1 protein-coding gene (running past one end of the window) is annotated in these 21,178 nt (G+C 72.1%); it reads right to left on the bottom strand.

The window, feature by feature from the left end; genetic code table 11:
* Nucleotides 1-13 precede the first annotated feature (13 nt).
* Nucleotides 14-21,178, bottom strand: partial view of a hypothetical protein gene (locus ACPPVT_RS03425; RefSeq protein ID WP_426565479.1) — the 3' portion only. The gene runs 26,448 nt beyond the window's last position; 21,165 of the gene's 47,613 nt are visible here — the last part of the coding sequence; its start codon lies off the right edge, out of view — the gene reads right to left on this strand; the stop codon is at nucleotides 14-16.

The following is a 21,178-nucleotide window of genomic DNA, read 5'->3' as shown; positions in this document are numbered from 1 at the left end:
CGCTGATATCGGTTCAGGTCGTGTTTGCCAACAGCTCCGCGGTGCGGTGCTCCAGCGCTTGCGCCAAGGCGACCCAGTGCACGACGTCCTGCCGCACGAGAGCGGTGGCGTGGTCGAAGTTATGGGTGGCGGCGAGCTCGGCCTGAAGTAGGTCCAGATGGGCGTCGATGAAGTCTGTGGCGGTGCGCTGCTCCAGGACCAGCCGGTCCACTGACGCGAGCAGCTCGTCGGGCGGCACCGTTCCAGCCGCCATCCGGGTCACCAGGTCGGCGAGTCCGCCCCGGTGCGCCTGGAAGGCCGCCACCCTGGCCTCGGCGTCCTCAGTCGGGCGAGCCTCCTGCTCCGCCACGGCGATGGCGTGGGCGACCCACGCACGCCGCAGCGGGATCTCGGCCAGCCCGACCTCTCGCTGCGCCAAGGCGACCACGGCGTTGACGTGGCGCAGCCAGTCGCGCAGCGCGATGTCGGCGTCGTGATCCCGGTCCGCTCGCATCACCCGAAGCACCCAGCCCTCCGCAGCCTGCCGCATGGCGCGCACCTGGTCCCACCGGTTCACCGCTGGATCACCAGGCGGCGGCTCGACGTCGGTCAGCACTGCGGCCATCTCCGGCCAGTGATCGAACACGGACCAGACGGAGGGCAGCCGAGGCGGTGGCGCCGCCGGCGGCAGCACAGCAGCCGGCTCGAACCGGGCGCCATCAGCCGAGCCGGCGTGTTCAACGAGCAGCAGCAGTGCGAGGGCCAGGGAGTCCGGGGGCATCACGAACAGCGGCGGCTGAACGTCGGCCGCTGGCATGGCAAGGTGCGCGAACGCGGCCGCGCCCATTGCCGCCCTTCCGGCGCCGATGAACGCCTGATAGCGACGGGTCGTCGGCCCGGCGAGGAGCCATCGTTCGGCGTCCAGCACCTGGTCCCGCCACGTGCCGGGACTGAGCAGCACGCGCCCGAGCCGCCGCGGCGCGTCGTGGACGTCGTGAACCGGTGTCTCGGGCACGTCGGACCATTCGACGAACGCCCTGGTCCGTTGCCCGCCCTGCAGGGCGATCGGCTCCAGGAACCATCGCTGCAGGACGCCCCACCCCTGAACGGCGACCGACATCTCCAGGTCGAGCGAGGCCAGCCAAGAGACCATGTCTGCTTGGAACCTGGCCACGGTACCGGCGGGGTCGAGCGCCATGCCGGTGCGCATCTCGACGTCCCAGCTGATCGCCTGCTCCGCCGACCGGACGTGCAGCTGCCCCGGCGTGTGCGAGGCCGCCGAGTACGGCTGCGAGGGCGGCCGCCAGGCAGCTGCCTCGACGAGATCCCGCACAAGATCCTCCACCAGACTGCCGTCCAGGTCCGCGGCGAGGCCACCGCCAGGTTCGACGGCTCGAAGAGAGCGGAATGCACGAACGAGCTGGGTTGCGTCGTCCACCAAGTCGGCGAGCGCCAGCCAGCCATCCACGACGTCTGGCTGGGCCACCTGTACTCGTCGATGCCCGGTCTCGGACAGCTGGGCCCGGGCGTGGTCGGCGTCGCGCTCCAGCGCCGCTTCGGTGACCAGGGTCGCGCCGTCGTCGGTCCGCAGCGGTGCGTACGCAGTGGTGGGCCACTGCGCGGCCAGGTCCAGCAGCAGGTCGGCGTCCGGCGCGTCGCCGCGCCGCAGGACGTCCACGGCGTCCGGCAGGTCCGAGAGGCGATAGGCCAGTCGCGCGGCGGTGACCAACCTGGTGACCCGCCGGACGTCGTCCTGATGGTCGGGCCGGCGCAGTGCACGCAGGAAGAGCCCGTCCACGTGCCCGATCTGGGCTGCTCGCACCGCCAGTTCGCCCTCCGTCAAGAGGTCCGAGCCGTCCGCCGAGCGCAGGCTCGCCTCCGCGCGCTTTTCCAGCAGTTCGCGCTGATGGTCCGGTAGCCGGTCCAGCGCCTGCCGTGCGATGCGGGCACCCAGCTCGGCCACGAGCGACCGGGTGTCCGTGCTTGGCCCCGAGGTGCCCCACCCGGGGGCCGCGCTCCGCAGCAGGGTGGCCAGCGAGTAGGGATCCCTGTCGAGCAGGTCCAGTGCGCGCTGACGCCGAGCCGGCCACCCGTCACGTGTGGTCTGCTCGGGACCCGGGATGTCGAGCTCCGCCCAGGCCGGGCCAAGCGCGGGCACAGTGTCTGGGTGAGCGTCGCGCCATTCCGTGACGGCGACGAGCAGCGGCTCGACGTGGTCGCTCAGCAGCGTGCGCAGCGCCAGATCCAGGTCGCGTTCGACCATCAGGTCGGCCAGGACGCCGGCCGTCGGCAGGTCGAGGAGCGGTTCGAGCTGGGCCGCCCAGGCCAGGACGTCGTCGTGGACTCGACCTCCGCTGGACGCCTCACGAAAGGCCTGAACCGACCGGCGCACCGCCAGGTGGGTGCCGTCTCCCTGGTCCGCCAGCTGCGGGACGACGCCGGTGCGCGACGACGAGAGTCGAACGGCCGCAATCTGGTGCACCGCAACCGGTTGGGGGGTTCGGCCGGCTTGGACGTCGTACACCGCGGTCAGCACGCGGTCCAGCCAGCCGAGCTGGATGACCGGGGCCATCACCTGGACGACGAGTCTGGCTCGGCGACGATGCTCCGCCACCTGGCCGAACAGGATCGACAGCGCACCGACCTGGGCGCGATCCAGGGCTGGGCCCTCCTGGGTATCAGCGAGGTCTCCCGGATCGATGGGAATCACGAACTGCGTCAGCGGTGGCCAGTGCTGCACGATCCGCTCGAGGACCGCCGGTGACGAGATCCCCCCGGCAGGCACCGTCGCCGGGTCGAGCCCGGTGGCACGCAGGGCAGCCAGCAGACGAGCCAGGTCCGGCTCGCCGACGTCGTGGTCCCGAGACGAACCCTGCCCGTCCGCGCGGCTCCGCTTGAAGCCATCCGGCGGGCCCGGCGCGCCGCCCAAACCACCGGGTGGTGGGGGTCCGTCGCGGCGGGTCAACCCCAACAGGTCACCGAACCGCTCCGCCACCACCGCCGGCGAGGTTTGCGGATGAGCCTCCAGGTAGGCCGCCACCGCCGCCACCGCCGCCTGGAACCGGTCCCGCTCCAACCGCTCAACCCCCGGCTCGGCAATCATCGCCGGCTCGACGAACACCCGCCGCAACCGCTGATAGGCGACCTCCAGCGACGGCGAGCCCGACACCGACACCGCCCCATCGACCTGCACGGCCACTTCACCAGCACCGGCCGCCGTCACCACCCGCACCACCCGGCCAGCCCCACTGGCCAACATCGCCGCCACGAACCCCACATCCAGCCCGGCCACCGCCTGATCCAGGGCTCCCGCCGGAACCTGCCAGCCCGCCAACCGGACCTGCAGCACCCCCTCCTCCTCGACGTCCTCGAACTCCAGCTCATCCAGCACCGGAGCGTCCACGTCCAGGAACCCCAGCACCGGCTCGGCCCCGCCCTGCCCACTCCAGGACGTCTCCATCAACCCCCCCGCCGCCTGCACCACACCCCGCAACCACCCCGGCGAACCCACAAACTCGCCCACCAGCTCGCCAGCAAGCTCGTCCATCAACTCGTCCACCGACGGCGCCGCCGGCGCCTGCTCGCCCACCACCGGCGCGCTGACGTCCGCAGCCAGACGACGGTCCGTGGTGATCACGTCGGCGGGCAGCGTCGCCCGGTCCCGCAGCGCGCTCAACACGATCAACCAACCCCGCAGATTCGGACTGCGCACGAGCTGGCGCGCCAGACTCATGCCCGCTGCAGGCTCTGCCAAGCCCAGGCCGCCCAGCTCCCGCATCGCCTGACCCAGCTCGACCTCGGCCTCGGCCTCGACGCTGTCCACCGACCCGCTGGTCAACCGCACGGCCAGGGTGTGCAGGCGACGAAGTCCCGACTCCACCAGGCCAAGCGACTGCTCGGCGCGCTGCACCCGCCCACCCTCCCGAGTCGGGTCGGACTCGAGGGCGGCGTCCAGCTCGCGCACCACGGCCTCCCTCCCAGCGAGCAATCCGGCCAGGTGCGTCTGCTCTCGGGAAAGCAGCCGGTCGAGCCGCACCTGCATGGTCCAGACGTCCCGCACCCAGTCAGGGTCGACGGACTCCAGCCGGGTGCGCGCGCCGGCTGCGCGGTCATCGAGGGCCGCCCAGGACAGCCGCGGTCCGCGGCCGGGCTGACCGGGCTGACCGGGCTGATCCGGAAGGTCTGGCACTGACAACCACGCCGGTACAGCTGCCGGATCGTGGTCGTCGAGGCTCATGTAGGTGTCCAGCTGACCGCGTAGCACCGTCTCCAGGTCAGGCAACGGGACCGGCCGGCCCTGCCCGGGGTGCTGGCTGCCGTCGCCCACCACGAGGTCCAGCACCCGCTCCACGGTGAGCAGATCGTCCAGCCGCATGTCCTCCACGAACGTGATCGACGGCCCAGCGTTAGCCCCGCCCAATGGGCCAGCAAAAGCACCCCGCCGGTGAAACTGGATGGCGCGCAGCGCCATCCAGCGTCGCCCCCAGGGTTCGGTGACGAACTGCCGCTCGGCCGACAGCACGCGATCGTGCCACAGCGCGGGGCTCAGGAGTCCGCGCAGCATCTGCTGGGGGCCATCCAGATCCTCCATCCGCAGCCAAGACTCGTCGATCACCTCGTGCATCCGCTGGGCCCACTGTGGCGCCGACGACTCGCTTGGGCTCACCTGGGCGAGCACCTCAGCGGCCTGCACGCGGATCAGCGCGAAAGTCCCGCGCTGCAGGATCGCCCAGGCCTGCACCAGCACCGCGAAGTCGCGGTTCGCCAAGGTCGGACCGACTCGCTCAAGGGCAGTGCCGAAGTTGGTCCGGGTCTGTGCCTCGAACACGGCCGCCTCTTGCGCGGACAGCGACTGCAGCTCACCCGGCAGCTGAGCAAACACGTGCGGCTTGACGTGCGCCGCGCCGCGCCGCAGTGCATCCAGGAGTGCCTTGAACAGCTCGGGCTGGGTGCCGACCCTGTCAGCCAGGTCAAGGGCGCGCACGAGCACGGTGGCGTCGTCCATCATCCCGGCCAGCGCGACCCAGCCGTCGCGTCCAGGATCGACGCCCACCCTGCCCCTGCCCGTGGATGGTGCGTCCAGGCTCTCTCGGGCTTGGCGCCGGTCCCACCCGGCGGCGACCGTCGAGATCCCGCTATCCGATGCCTCCAGCTGGATCGGATCCTGGGTGTCGGGCCACCATCGCAGCAGGGCGAGCAGCAGCCCACCGTCCGGCCGCCCTCCGCTGGCGGCTCGCTCGGCGGCCGCGGCCAGCTTGTGCACGCGCCTGGCTAGCCGGGCCGCGGTGAACAGCCGGGTGACCTGACGCAGGTCCTCCTCCGCGCTCGGTGGGCGGACGGTGCGCAGGAAGGCGCCCTCGGCGACGCCCAGCACCGCCGCCCGATAGCGCCGGTCAGCCGGCTGGCGGCTGAGGTCCTGCTCTGGCCCGATCCTCGCTTCATCCGAATCAGTGCTCTGTTCATCCGGATCGGCTCGGGTCAACAAGGCCACCTGCCGCTGCCGGGGCAGCCCGTCCAGAGCCAGCTGGACCGCGCGAGTGAGGACATCTTGCGTGACGCCGTCGGTCTCCGGCAGGGGCGGCGGCACGGCCTCCCGCACCCGGGCCAGCCAGCCGCGCACGATCGCCGGCTGCGCGGTCAGCACGCGGCGAGCCGCAGCCACGCGGTCCGGCCAGTCCGGCCGGCGCAGCTCGCCGGGGTCAGGGGCGTCCAGGACGACGCCGCTCCCGGCGTCGGCGTCGGCGTCGGCGTCGGCGTCCGTGTCGGTGTCGGTGTCGGCGTCGGCGTCCGTCACGGTGATCCCGCGGTGAAGAGCGACCAGCGCCGACTCGGCCCGGCCCACCAACCACTCAAACGCCGACACGGACCCGGTCACCTCCTGCGTCAGGATGCTGTCGGCGTAGAGCAGGGCGGCCCGCACGTCCAGCATCGCCGCCGGGTCCGCCATCAACCGGGACAGCAGGTCATCGCTCACGACCTCGTTCCCGATCGGGACGCGCTGCCCCCCGCGCACCTCAAGACTGCGGGCCACCTCACTGCGGGCGTACAGGACCTGCAGGACCGCGTCGTGCACGTCCTGCTGCGGCTCGACCAGCCGGGACAGCACGCCCTCGCTGGGCCCGGTCAGCTCATGCTGGACCATCCAGGCCAGCACCCACGGGTCGACCGGACCGGGGTCGGCGAGGGTGGCCGCCAACCGGTCCAGGACACCGTCTCGTGCCGCGTCCACCAGGGTGCGAACCAGGCGCCGGTAGGACTCGGTGCGCCTGACCTGGACCCGCCCGGCCAGCTGAGTCAGATCCATCAGGCGGGCCTCGTCGAATGCTTGCACCGTGTCCAGCGCAGCGGGATCCACCGGCTGACCGTCATCCGGCCACTCCTCGGCCAACGCCTCGAGCAGGAACGGGTCGTCCCGGGCCACCCCCGCGATGCTCTCCGCGGTGAGGTACCCGCGCCCGGCCAACGCCATCAGCAGCCGCGCCCCGTCGTCCAACCCGCCGTCGTCGTGGTCCCGAGACGAACCCTGCCCGTCCGTGCGGCCCTGTTCGAAGCCGCCCGGGGCTCCGCCCAACAGACCAGGCGGTGGTGGGCGCCGGTCGCGGCGGGTCAACCCCAACAGGTCACCGAACCGCTCCGCCACCACCGCCGACGAGGTTTGCGGACGGGCGTGTAGATAGGCCGCCACCGCCGCCACCGCCGCCTGGAACCGGTCCCGCTCCAACCGCTCAGCCCCCGGCTCGGCGATCATCGCCGGCTCGACGAACACCCGCCGCAACCGCTGGTAGGCGACCTCCAGCGACGGCGAGCCCGACACGCCACCATCGACCACCGAGCCGCCGACCACACCGCCATCGACCTGCACGGCCACTTCACCAGCACCGGCCGCCGTCACCACCCGCACCACCCGGCCCGACCCACTGGCCAGCATCGCCGCCACGAACCCCACATCCAGCCCGGCCACCGCCTGATCCAGGTCCCCTGCCGGAACCTGCCAGCCCGCCAACCGGACCTGCAGCACCCCCTCCTCCTCGACGTCCTCGAACTCCAGCTCATCCAGCACCGGAGCGTCCACGTCCAGGAACCCCAGCACCGGCTCGGCCCCGCCCTGCCCACTCCAGGACGTCTCCATCAACCCCCCCGCCGCCTGCACCACATCCCGCAACCACCCCGGCGAACCCACAAACTCGCCCACCAGCTCGCCAGCAAGCTCGTCCATCAACTCGTCCACCGACGGCGCCGCCGGCACCTGCTCGCCCACCACCGGCGCGCTGACGTCCGCAGCCAGACGACGGTCCGTGGAGACCACGTCGGCCGGCAGCGTCGCCCGGTCCCGCAGCGCGCTCAACACGATCAACCAACCCCGCAGATTCGGACTGCGCACGAGCTGGCGCGCCAGACTCATGCCCGCTGCAGGCTCTGCCAAGCCCAGGCCGCCCAGCTCCCGCATCGCCTGACCCAGCTCGGCGTCGGCCTCGACGCTGTCCACCGACCCGCTGGTCAACCGCACGGCCAGGGTGTGCAGGCGCCGAAGTCCCGACTCCACCAGGCCAAGCGACTGCTCGGCGCGCTGCACCCGCCCACCCTCCCGAGTCGGGTCGGACGCGACGGCGGCGTCCAGCTCGCCCATCACGGCCTCCCTCCCAGCCAGCAGCCTGGCCAGGTGCGTCTGCTCTCGGGAAAGCAGCCGGTCGAGCCGCAAATGCATGGTCCAGACGTCCCGCAGCCAGTCGGGGTCGACGGGCTCCAGGCTGGACCAGGCGTGATCTTCGCGGTCATGAAGGTCCCACCTGGACGGCCGCGGTCCGCGGCCGGGCTGACCGGGCTGACCGGGCTGACCGGGCTGATCCGCAAGGTCTGGCACTGACAACCACGCCGGCACCGCCAGCAGGTCCGCGAGGTGGGGGTGATCGTGGCCGTAGAGGCTTATGTCGTCCAGCTGGGCGCGCAGCACCGTCTCCACGTCCGGCAACGGGATCGGCCCGTCCTGCTCGGCGTGCTCGCTGCCGTCGCCCATCACGAGTTCCAGCACCCGCTCCACCGTGAACAGAGCCTCCAGCGGCCGAATGAGCCGAACGAACGGCGCCGGCGGCGAAGCGTGTGCCACGACCAACGGGGCAGCCCTTGCACCACTCCGGTGAAACTGGATGGCGGCCAGCAGCATCTGTCGTCGTAACGAGGGCTCGGCGAAGAACAGCCGCTCGGCCGACAGCACGCGATCGTGCCACGGCGTGGGGCTCAGGAGTCCGCGCAGCATCTGCTGGGGTCCATCCAGGTCCCCCATGCGCAGCCAAGACTCTTGCATCACCTCGTGCAGTCGCTGGACCCACTGCGGCGCCGATGCAGCTGGGCTCACCTGCTCGAGCACCTCGGCGGCCTGCACCCGGATCAGCGCCAAAGTCCCCCGCTGAAAGATCGCCCAGGCCTGCACCAGCACCGCGAAGCCACCATGGTTCGCCAGGATCGGACCGACGCGTTCCAGGGCGCTGTCGAAGTCGATGTCGGTCTGCGCGTCGAACATGGCCGCCTCTTGCGCGGACAGCAGCTGCAGCTCACCCGGCAACTCGACGGCGAAAAAGGGATAGACATTGTCCGCGACGCTTCCCTGCAGCGCATCGTCGAGTGCCTTGAACAGCTGCTGCTGCGCGCCGACCATGGCGGCCAGGTCAAGGGCGCGGACGAGCATGGTGGCGTCGTCCATCATCCGGGCCAGCGCGACCCAGCCGTCGCGTCCAGACTCCCCGCCCGCTGCATCCAGGTTCTGTCGGGCTTGGCCCCGGTCCAACCTGGCGGCGTCCGTCGAGATCCCGCTACCCGATGCCTCCAGCTGCATCGGATCCTGGGTGTCGGGCCACCACGGCAGCAGGGCGAGCAGCAGCCCACCGTCCGGCTGGCCTCCCGTGGCGGCTCGCTCGGCGGCCGCGGCGAGCTCGCCCAGGCGCCCGGCGAGCCGGGCCGCGGTGAACAGTCGGGTGACCTGGCGCAGGTCCTCCTCCGGGCTCGGTGGGCGGGCGGTGCGCAGGAAGGCGCCCTCGGCACCTCCCAGCACCGCCGCCCAATAGCGCCGGTGAGCCGGCAGGAGGCTGAGGTCCTGCTCTGCTCCGATCGGGGCCCCGTCCGGATCGGCTCGGGTCAACAAGGTCACCTGCCGGTGCCGGGGCAGGCCGTCCAGAGCCAGCTGGACCGCGCGAGTGAGGACATCTTGCGTGACGTAGTCGGTATCCGGCAGTGCCGGCGGCAGGTCCCGCCGTACCCGGGCCAGCCACCGGCGCACGATGGCCGGTTGCTCGGTCAGCACGCGGCGAGCCTCAGCCACGTGGTCTAGCCAGTCCGGCCGGCGCAGTTCGTCGGGGGTAGGGGGTGCCAGGACGACGCCGCGGCGGGCGGTGGGGGCCGTGATGGTGCTCCCGCGGTGAAGACCCACCAGCACCGACTCGGCCCGGCCTACCAACTCCAGGAAACGTGAGCCGAGCAGCTGTGCCTCCACGAGGCTGTCGGCGAAGAGCAGGGCGGCCCGCACGTCCAGCATCGCTGCCGGGTCCGCCATCAACCGGGACAGTAGGTGATCGCTCACGACCTCGTTCCCGATCGGGGCGCGCTGCCCATCGGGCACCTCGAGACTGCGGGCCACCTCACTGCGGGCAGATAGGACCTGCAGCACCGCGTCGTGCACGTCCTGCTGCGGCTCGACCAGCCGGGACAGCTCGCCCTCGCTGGGTCCGGTCAGCTCATGCTGGACCATCCAGGCCAGCACCCACGGGTCGACCGGACCCCGAGCGGTCAGGGCGGCCGTCAACCGGTCCAGGGCGCCGTCGCGCGCCGCGTCCACCAGGGTGCGAACCAGGCGCCGGTAGGACTCGGTGCGCCTGACCTGGACGCGCCCGGCCAGGTGAGCCAGATCCATCAGGTGTTGCCCGTCGAGTGCTGCCACCTCGGCCAGTGCAGCGGGATCCACCGGCTGACCCTCGTCCGGCCACTCCTCGGCCAACGCCTCGAGCAGGAACGGGTCATCCCGGGCCACTACCCCCGCGATGCTCTCCGCGGTGAGGTACCCGCGCCCGGCCAACGCCACCAGCAGCCGCGCCACGTCCAGCTCACCGTCGTCCGGCTCGCCGTCGTGGTCCCGGGACGAGCCCTGCCCGTCCGCGCGGCCCCGTTCGAAGCCGCCCGGCGCGCCCGGCGCGCCGCCCCATCCCCGCGGTGGTGGGCGCCCGTCGCGGCGGGTCAACCCCAACAGGTCACCGAACCGCTCCGCCACCACCGCCGGCCAGGCCTGTCGATCACCATCCAGATAGGCCGCCACCGCCGCCACCGCCGCCTGGAACCGGTCCCGCTGCAACTGCTCAGCCCCCGGCTCGGCGATCATCGCCGGCTCGACGAACACCTGCCGCAAATCCTGCGCGGCCACCCCCAGCAACGGCGAGCCCGACACCCCGCCATCAACCACCGGGCCGCCGACCACCGCCCCATCGACCTGCACGGCCACCTGACCAGCACCGGCCGCCGTCACCACCCGCACCGCCCGGCCAGAGCCGACCGCCAACATCGCCGCCACGAACCCCACATCCAGCTCGGCCACCTCCTCAGCCAGCCCCGCGGGCAGCCGGACCTGCACCACTCCCTCCTGCTGGCTGAGCTCCACCTCCTCCAGCACCGCGGCGTCCGGGGCCACCCGCACCCCCAGCACCGGCTCGGCCCCGTCCTGCCCACTCCACGTGGTCTGCAGCAACACCCCTGCCGCCTGCAACACACGCCGCAACCCCGGGGAACCCACCACCTCCCCCACGACCGGCGCCGCTGGCTCCTGCTCGCCCACTACCGGCAGCTGCCCGCTCACCACCGGCTCGCCAGGTTCGGGCAACGCGGTCAGGACGTCGCGCGGCAGCGTCGCCCGGTCACGCAGCGCGCTCATCACGATCAGCCAGCCCCGCAGGTTCGGACCGAACACGAGTCCCACCGCAAGGTCGGCGGCCGCTTCCGACTCTCCCCAGTACGGTCCGCCCAGCTCCTGCATCGCCTGGCCCAGCTCGCCGTCGACCTCGACGCTGTCCACCGACCCGCGCGTCAACCGCACGGCCAGGGTGTGCAGGCGGCGCAGGCCGGACTCCAGCAGGTCAAGCGTCTGCTGGGCGGGCTGTACCAGCCCACCCTCCCCGAGCGGGTCGGACTCGAGGGCGGCGTCCAGCTCGCGCACCGCGGCCTCTCGGCCGGCAAGCAGCCCGGCCAGGCGCGTCGTGGCTTGGGTAGCCAGTCGGTCGAGCCGCATATGCATCGTCCAGACGTGCCGCAGCCAGTCGGGGTCGACGGACTCCAGCCGGGATCGGGCGCGAGCTTCTGGGTCCTGATCGGGCTGATCGGACTGATCGGGTCGATCGGGTCGATCGGGCTGATCCGGCTGATCCGGCTGATCCGGCTGGTCCTGATCCGGGACTGACAACCACGCCGGCACCGCCGCCCGATCGTCGCCGTCGATGCTCAGGTAGCTCTCCGACTGGCCGCGCAGCATCGTCTCCACGTCGGGCAACGGGATCAGCCGGCGCTGCCCGGGGTGGTGGCTGCCGTCACCCCCCACGAGTTCCAGCACCCGGTACACGATGAGCCGAACATCCCGCGGCATGTAGTCAACGAGCGTGTACGCCGTAGGGTCTTCCACCCTCAACGGGACAGCGTCAGGGCCCCCGCTCCGGTGAACGTGGATGGCGTGCAGAACCCTCTCTCGTCGCCATTCGGGTTCGGCGAAGAACTGCCGCTCGGCCGACAGCAGGTGGTCGTGCCACAGCGCGGGGCTCAGGAGTACGCGCAGCACCTGCTGGGAGCCATCCAGGTCCCCCATCCGCAGCCAAGACTCTTGCATCACCTCGTGCAGTCGCTGGACCCAGTGTGGCGACGTCGACTCGCTTCGGCTCACCTGGGCGAGCACCTCAGCGGCTCGCACGCGGACCAGCGCCAGGGTCCGGCGTTGCAGGATCGCCCAGGCCTGCACCAGCGCCGCGAAGTCATCCTGGTTCGCCAGGATCGGATCGACATGTTCGAGGGCCTCGTCGAAGTCATTGAGGCCGTGCGCGTCGAACAGCAACGCCTCTCGTGCGGACAGCAGCTGCAGGTCACCAGGCAACTCGAAGGCCAGCAGGTGCGGGATGTCGTCAGCCCGGGCCTCGCCCCGCTGCGCAACTTCAAGTGCCCGAAGCAGGGAGGTCCGCCAGCGGTCGCCGGCCACGTGAAGGGCACGCACGAGCATGGTGGCGTCGTCCATCATTCCGGCCAGCGCGACCCAGCCGTCGCGTCCAGACTCCCCGCCCGCTGTGCCCAGGTTCTCTTGGGCTTGGCCCCGGTCCCACCCGGCGGCGACCGTCGAGATCCCGCTACCCGGCCCCTCCAGCTGCAACGGCTCCTGGGTGTCGGGCCACCACTGCAGCAGGGCGCGCAGCAGCTCACCGTCCGGCTGGCCTTCGCCGGTGGCTTGTTCGGCGGCCGCGGCCAGCTCGTCCAGGCGCCCGGCGAGCCGGGCCGCGGTGAACAGCCGGGTGACCTGGCCCAGGTCCTCCTCCGAGCTCGGTGGGCGCGCGGTGCGCAAGAAGGCGCCCTCGGCATCGCCCAATACCGCCGCCCGATAGCGCCGGTCAGCCGGCAGGACGCTGAGGTCCTGCTCCGGCCCGATCGGCGCCTCGTCCGGATCGGCTCGGGTCAACAAGGTCACCTGCCGGTGCCGGGGCAGGCCGTCCAGAGCCAGGCCGACCGCGCGAGTGACGAGATCTGAGGTGAGGTCGTCGGTCTCCGGCAGGGCCGGCGGCAGGTCCTCCCGCACCCGGGCCAGCCACTGGCGCACGATGTCCGGCTGCGCGGTCAGCGCGCCGCGAGCCTCAGCCACGCGGTCCGGCCAGTCCGGCGATCGCAGCTCGCCAGCGCCAGGGGGGTCCAGGACGACGCCGCTGTGGGCGTCGGCGCCCGGGATGGTGCTCCCGCGATGAAGACCGACCAGCACCGACTCGGCCTGGCCCACCAACCGCTCAAGAGCCGGCTCGGACCCGGCCACCTCCTGCGTCAGGATGGCTTCGGCGTAGAGCACGGCGGCCCGCACGTCCAGCATCGTCGTCGGATCCGCGGCCGCCCGGGACAGCAGGTCATCGCTCACGACCGCCTTCACGATCGAGACCCGCTTCGCCCCGTCCACCCGGACCCTGCGGACCCCCTGGCTCAGGGTCTGGGCGACCTGTAGCACCGCACGGTGCACGTCCTGCTGCGGCTCGACCAGCCGGGACAGCACGCCCTCGCTGGGCCCGGTCAGCTCATGCTGGACCATCCACGCCAGCACCCACGGGTCGACCGGACCCCGAGCGGTCAGGGCGGCCGTCAACCGGTCCAGGACACCGTCGCGTGCCGCGTCCACCAGGGTGCGAACCAGGCGCCGGTAGGACTCGGTGCGCCTGACCTGGACCCGCCCGGCCAGGAGAGTCAGAACCATCAGGTGTTGCCCGTCGAGTGCTGCCACCTGGGCCAGCGCAGCGGGATCCACCGACTGACCGTCGTCCGGCCACTCCTCGGCCAACGCCTCGAGCAGGAACGGGTCATCCCCGGCCACTACCCCCGCGATGCTCTCCGCGGTGAGGTACCCGCGCCCGGCCAACGCCACCAGCAGCCGCGCCCCTTCGTCCAGCCCACCGCCGTCCAGCCCACCGTCGCCCGGCTCACCGCCGTCCAGCCCACCGTCGTCCGGCTCGCCGTCGTGGTCCCGGGACGAACCCTGCCCGTCCGCGCGGCCCCGCTCGAAGCCCTCCGGGGCGCCCGGGGCGCCCGGCGCCCCACCCAAGCCACGCGGTGGTGGGAGCCCGTCGCGGCGGGTCAACCCCAGAAGGTCACCGAACCGCTCCGCCACCACCGCCGACGAGGCTTGCGGACGGGCGTGCAGATAGGCCGCCACCGCCGCCACCGCCGCCTGGAACCGGTCCCGCTCCAACTGCTCAGCCCCCGGCTCGGCGATCATCGGCGGCTCGACGAACACCTGCCGCAACCGCTGATTGGCCACCTCCAGCGACGGCGAGCCTGACACCGACACCGCGCCATCAACCACCGCGCCATCAACCCGCACGGCCACCTGACCAGCACCGGCCGCCGTCACCACCCGCACCACCCGCTCAGCCCCGACCGCCAACATCGCCGCCAGGAACCCCACATCCAGCTCGGCCGCGGCATCGTCCAGGGCTGCTGCCGGAACCTGCCAGCCCGCCAGCCGGAGCTGCAGCACGCCGTCCTCGTAACTGAAAGCCAGCTCATCCAGCACCGGGTCGTCCACGCCCACCCGGAACCCCAGCACCGGCTCGGCCCCGGCCTGTCCACTCCAGGACGTCTCCATCAACCCCCCCGCCGCCTGCACCACACGCCGCAACCACCCCGGCGAACCCGCCACCTCCCCGACCACCGGCGCCGCCGGCTCCTGCTCACCCACCACCCGCGGGCTGACGTCCGGGGCCAGACGACGCTCCCTGGTGACCACGTCGGCGGGCAGCGTCGCCCGGTCACGCATCGCGCTCAACACCAGCAGCCAGCCCCGCAGGTTCGGACTGTGCACGAGCGCACCCGCGATACTGGACGCTTCATACCCTCCCAAGTGCAGCCCGCCCAGCTCCTGCATCGCCTGGCCCAGTTCGAGGTCGGCCAAGACGCTGTTCACCGGACCGCGCGTCAACCGCACGGCCAGGGTGTGCAGGCGCCGCAGGCCGGAATCCACCAGGTCAAGCGCCTGCTGGGCGCGCTGCACCCGCCCACCCTCACGAGTCGGATCGGACGCGGCTTCGGCGTCCAACTCGAGCCGACGACTGTCCCGGCCCCGCGCCCACAGCAGCCTGCCCAGGTGCGTCACCTCTCGGGAAACCAGCCGATCGAGCCGCACATGCATGGTCCAGACGTGCCGAAGCCAGTCAGGGTCGACGGACGCCAGGCGGGCGCGCGCGCTGGCTTCGCGGACAGCGAGCTCCGCCTGGGACGGCCGCGGTCCGCGGGCGAGGTGACCGGGCTGAACCGCAAGGTCTCGGACTCTCAACCACCGCGGCATCAGCGCCAGATCGTTCGGGTAGGTGTCCGACTGGCCGCGTAGCACCGTCTCCACGTCGGGCAACGGGATCGGCCCGTCCTGTCCGGCGTCCTCGCTGCTGTCGCCCGCCACGAGGTCCAACACACGGTCCATGATGAGCAGACCCTCCTGCGGCAAGACGTCCACGAACGCGGTCGGCGGCGTAGGGTCTGCCACGATCACCGGGACAGCCTCGCCATTCATCTGGTGAACCTGGATGGCGTATAGCGCCAGCTGTCGTCGCCACAGGGGTTCGGCGAAGAACAGCCGCTCGGCCCAGAGCACGCGGTCGTGCCACAGCGCGGGGCTCAGGAGTGACCGCAGCATCTGCTGGAAGCCAGCCAGGTCCCCGCTGGGCAGCCACGACTCGCCGATCACCTCGCGCAGCTGCTGGGCCCAACGTGGCGCCGAAGACTCGCCTCGGCTCACCTGGGCGAGCACCTCAGCGGCCTGCACGCGGACCAGCGCGAAAGTCCCGCGCTGCAGGATCGCCCAGGCCTGCACCAGCACCGCGAAGTCGCGGTTCGCCAAGATCGGACCGACCCGTTCCAGGGCGCGGCCGAAGGTCCGGGTCTGCGTCTGCGCGTCGAACACGGCCGCCTCCTGCGCGGAGAGCAACTGCAGCTCACCCGGCAGCCGAGCTGCCAGCACGTGCGCGATGTCGTCCGCCACGCTTCCCTGCAGCGCATCGTCGAGTGCCTTGAACAGCTGCTGCTGCTCGGCGACTCCGTTTACCAGGTCAAGGGCGCGGACGAGCACGGTGGCGTCGTCCATCATCCGGGCCAGCGCGACCCAGCCGTCCCATCCAGGCTCGTCTCCCGCTGCATTCAGGTTCTCTCGGGCTTGGCGCCGGTCCTCCCTGGCGGCGTCCGTCGAGATCCCGCTACCCGATGCCTCCAGCTGCATCGGATCCTGGGTGTCCGGCCACCATGGCAGCAGGGCGAGCAGCAGCTCACCGTCCGGCTGGCCTCCCGCGGCGGCTCGCTCGGCGGCCGCGGTGAGCTCGCCCAGGCGCCCGGCGAGCCGGGCCGCGGTGAACAGCCGGGTGACCTGGCCCAGGTCCTCCTCCAGACTCGGTGGGCGGACGGTGCGCAGGAAGGCGCCCTCGGCATCGCCCAGCACCGCCGCCCAATAGCGCCGGTGAGTGGGCATGAGGCTGAGGTTCTGCTCTGGCCCGATCCGCTCTTCATCCGGATCGGCTCGGGTCAACAAGGTCACCTGCCGGTGCCGGGGCAGGCCGTCCAGAGCCAGCTGGACCGCGCGATTGAGGACCTGCGACGTGAGGTCGTCAGTCGCCGGCAGCGGCGACGGCACGGCCTCCCGCACCCCGGCCAGCCAGCCGCGCACGATCGCCGGCTGCGCGGTCAGCACGCGGCGAGCCTCAGCCACGCGGTCCGGCCAGTCCGGCCGGCGCAGCTCCTCAGGGGAAGGGGCGTCCAGGACGACGCCGCTCCCGGCGTCGGCGTCGGCGTCGGCGTCGGCGTCGGCGTCGGCGTCGGCGTCGGCGTCCGTCACGGAGATCCCGCGGTGAAGAGCCACCAGCACCGACTCGGCCCGGCCCACCAACCACTCAAAAGCCGACTCGGACCCGATCACCTCCTGCGTCAGGATGCTGTCTGCGAAGAGCACGGCGGCCCGCACGTCCAGCATCGCCGCCGGGTCCGCCATCAACCGGGACAGCAGGTCATCGCTCACGACCTCGTTCCCGATCGGGGCGCGCTGCCCCCCGCGCACCTCGAGACCGCGGGCCACCTCACTACGGGCGTAAAGGACCTGCAGCACCGCGTCGTGCACGTCCTGCTGCGGCTCGACCAGCCGGGACAGCACGCCCTCGCTGGGCCCGGTCAGCTCGTGCTGGACCATCCAGGCCAGCACCCACGAGTCGACCGTCCCGGCGCCGAGGGTGACCGCCAACCGGTCCAAGACACCGTCCCGTGCGGCGTCCACCAGCGTGCGAACCAGGCGCCGGTAGGACTCGGTGCGCCTGACCTGGACCCGCCCGGCCAGGTGAGCCAGATCAATCCGATTGTTCCTCTCGAGTGCTTCCACCTGGGCCAGCGCAGCGGGATCCACCGGCTGACCGTCGTCCGGCCACTCCTCGGCCAACGCCTCGAGCAGGAACGGGTCGTCCCGGGCCACTACCCGCTGGATGCTCTCCGCGGTGAGGTACCCGCGCCCGGCCAACGCCACCAGCAGCCGCGCCACGTCCAGCTCGCCGTCGCCCGGCTCAGCGTCGTCCGGCTCACCGTCGTCCGGCTCGCCGTCGTGGTCTCGGGACGAGCCCTGCCCGTCCGCGCGGCCCGACCCGAAGCCGCCCGGCGCGCCTGGCACACCACCAAACAAGCCACGCGGTGGTGGGTGTCCGTCGCGGCGGGTCAACCCCAACAGGTCACCGAACCGCTCCGCCACCACCGCCGGCGAGGCCTGTCGACCACCCTCCAGATAGGCCGCCACCGCCGCCACCGCCGCCTGGAACCGGTCCCGCTCCAACTGCTCAGCCCCCGGCTCGGCGATCATCGCCGGCTCGACGAACACCCGCCGCAACCGCTGATAGGCGACCTCCAGCGACGGCGAGCCCGACACCCCGCCATCAACCACCGGGCCGCCGACCACCGCCCCATCGACCTGCACGGCCACCTGACCAGCACCGGCCGCCGTCACCACCCGCACCACCCGGCCCGACCCGACCGCCAACATCGCCGCAAAGAACCCCACATCCAGCTCGGCCACCTCCTCAGCCAGCCCCGCGGGCAGCCGGACCTGCACCACCCCCTCCTGCTGGCTGAGCTCCACCTCCTCCAGCACCGCGGCGTCCGGGCCCACCCGCACCCCCAGCACCGGCTCGGCCCCGTCCTGCGCACTCCAGGTGGTCTGCAGCAACACCCCCGCCGCCTGCAACCGAGCCCGCAACCACCCCGGCGACCCCACCACCTCCCCCACCACCGGCGCCGGCGGCGGGCTGACGTCCGGGGCCAGGCGACGGTCCGTGGTGACAACGTCGTCGGGCAGCGTCGCCCGATCACGCAGCGCGCTCAACACGATCAGCCAGCCCCGCAGGTTCGGACCGCGCATGAGTCCCAGCGCCAGGTCATCGGCCGCTTCAGACCCTCCCAACTGCAGCCCGCCCAGCTCCCCCATCGCCTGGGCCAGCTCGATGTCGGCCTCGACTCGGTCCACCGGACCGCTCGTCAACCGCACGGCCAGGAGGTGCAGGCGCCGCAGGCCGGAATCCACCAGGTCAAGCTCCCGCTGGGCGCTTTCGACCCGACCACCCTGCCGAAGCGGATCGGACTCGACGGCGACGTCCAGCTCGTGCAACGCGTCCTCCCGGCCAGCCAGCAGCCCGGCCAAGTGCATCACCCCTCGGGAAGCCAGCTGGTCGAGTCGAAAAGCCATGGTCCAGACGTCCCGCACCCAGTCGGGGTCGACGGACTCCAGGCGGGCGCGGGCTTGGTGGTCCTGATCGGGCTGATCGGGCTGATCGGGCTGATCGGGTCGATCGGGTCGATCCGCAAGCTCTGCGACTGACAACCACCCCGGCACCACTGCCGGATCGTCGCCGTAGAGGCTCAGGGCTTCCGTCTGCGCGCGCAGCACCGTCTCCACGTCGGGCAACGGGATCGGCCGACCCTGCCCGGCGTCCTCGCTCCCGTCGCCCACCACGAGGTCCAGCACCCGGTGCATGGTGAACAGCGCCGCCCCCGGCTGAATGAGCCGAACCAACGGCAACGGCGGATTGACGTCGTCGTCCATCGGTTGCAGCACACCACCCTGCCGGTGAGCCCAGATCGCATGCAGCACCATCTGTCGTCGCCAATCGGGTTCGGCGAAGAACTGCCGCTCGGTCGACAGCACGCGGTCGTACCACAACCCAGGGCTCAGGAGTGCGCGCAGCATCTGATGGAAGCCAGCCAGGTCCCCGCTGCGCAGCCAGGACTCTTCGATCACCTCGTGCAGCTGCCGAGCCGAGTCCGGCGAGGTCGACTCGCTTCGGCTCACCTGGGCGAGCACCTCGACGGCCTGCACCCGGATCAGGGCAAGGGTCCCGCGCTGCAGGATCGCCCAGGCCTGCACCAGCACCGCGAAGTCACCCTGGAACGCCAGGATCGGACCGACCCGTTCCAGGGCGTCGTCGAAGTCGATCTGGGTCTGCTCGTCGAACTGCAGGGTCTCCCGGGCGGACAGCAGCTGCAGGTCACCCGGCAGCTCCTGGACCAGCTCGTACAGGATGTCGTCCGCCAGGACCCGGTCCCGCTGCGCGTCTGCGAGTGCCCGAAGCAGGGCGGCCTGCCCTTGGTCGCCGGTCATGGCAAGGGCGCGCACGAGCATGGTGGCGTCGTCCATCATCCGGGCCAGCGCGACCCAGCCGTCGCGTCCGGGCTCGTCGCCCGCTCTGCCCAGGTTCTGTCGGGCTTGGTCCCGGTCCCACCTGGCGGCGTCCGTCGAGATCCCGCTATCCGATGCCTCCAGCTGCATCGGATCCTGGGTGTCGGGCCACCATGGCAGCAGGGCGAGCAGCAGCTCACCGTCCGGCTGGCCTCCGCTGGCGGCGAGCTCGGCGGCCGCGGCGAGCTCGCCCCGGCGCCCGGCGAGCCGGGCCGCGGTGAACAGCCGGGTGACCTGGCGCAGGTCCTCCTCCGCGCTCGGTGGGCGGACGGTGCGCAGGAAGGCGCCCTCGGCGACGCCCAGCACCGCCGCCCGATAGCGCCGGTCAGCCGGGAACAGGCTGAGGTCCTGCTCTGCTCCGATGCTCTCTCCATCCGGATCAGCTCGGGTCAACAAGGCCACCTGCCGGTGCCGGGGCAGGCCGTCCAGAGCCAGGTGGACCGCGCGATTGAGGACCTCTTGCGCGACGTGCTCGGTATCCGGCAGCGGCGACGGCAACTCCCGCCGCACCGGGGACAGCCACAAGCGCACGATGTCCGGCTGCGCGGTCAGCGCGCGGCGAGCCGCAGCCACGCGGTCCAGCCAGTCCGGCCGGCCCAGCTCGCCGGGGGCAGGGGGGGCCAGGACGACGTCGCTCCCGGTGTGGGCGCCGGCGTCGGCCCCCGTCACGGTGATCCCGCGGTGAAGATCCACCAGCACCGACTCGGCCTGGCCCGTCAACTCTATGAAACGTGATCCGAGCACCCGGCGCTCCACCAGGGTGTCGGCGAGGAGCAGGGCGGCCCGCACGTCCAGCATCGCCGCGGGGTCCGCCGCGGCCCGCTGCAGCAGATCCGCGCCCAGTTCCACCCTGACCTCGGACGGGCCGTCGCGGCCGCGGCGACGTTCCCCCCGGCTCACCTCGTACACAAGCTCCAGCACCGCACGGTTCACGTCCTGCTGCGGCTCGACCAGCCGGGACAGCACGCCCTCGCTGGGCCCGGTCAGCTCGTGCTGGACCATCCAGGCCAGCACCCACGAGTCGACCGGACCTGAGACGGCGAGGGTGACCGCCAACCTGTCCAGGACACCGTCGCGTGCCGCGTCCACCAGGGTGCGAACCAGGCGCCGGTAGGACTCGCTGCGCCTGACCTGGACCCGCTCGGCCAGTTGAGTCAGATCCATCCGATTGTTCCTCTCGAGTGCTGCCACCTGGTCCAGCGCAGCGGGATCCACCGGCTGACCGTCATCCGGCCACTCCTCGGCCAACGCCTCGAGCAGGAACGGGTCGTCCCGGGCCACCCCCGCGATGCTCTCCGCGGTGAGGTACCCGCGCCCGGCCAACGCCATCAGCAGCCGCGCCCCGTCGTCCAACCCGCCGTCGTCGTGGTCCCGAGACGAACCCTGCCCGTCCGTGCGGCCCTGTTCGAAGCCGCCCGGGGCTCCGCCCAACAGACCAGGCGGTGGTGGGCGCCGGTCGCGGCGGGTCAACCCCAACAGGTCACCGAACCGCTCCGCCACCACCGCCGACGAGGTTTGCGGACGGGCGTGTAGATAGGCCGCCACCGCCGCCACCGCCGCCTGGAACCGGTCCCGCTCCAACCGCTCAGCCCCCGGCTCGGCGATCATCGGCGGCTCGACGAACACCCGCCGCAACCGCTGATAGGCGACCTCCAGCGACGGCGAGCCCGACACCCCGCCATCAACCACCGGGCCGCCGACCACCGCCCCATCGACCTGCACGGCCACCTGACCAGCACCGGCCGCCGT

Source organism: Angustibacter sp. McL0619 (assembly GCF_049994355.1).
Lineage (GTDB): Bacteria > Actinomycetota > Actinomycetes > Actinomycetales > Angustibacteraceae > Angustibacter.
Note: the sequence above shows the minus strand (reverse complement) of the source record. Positions and strands in the feature narration are given on the sequence as shown.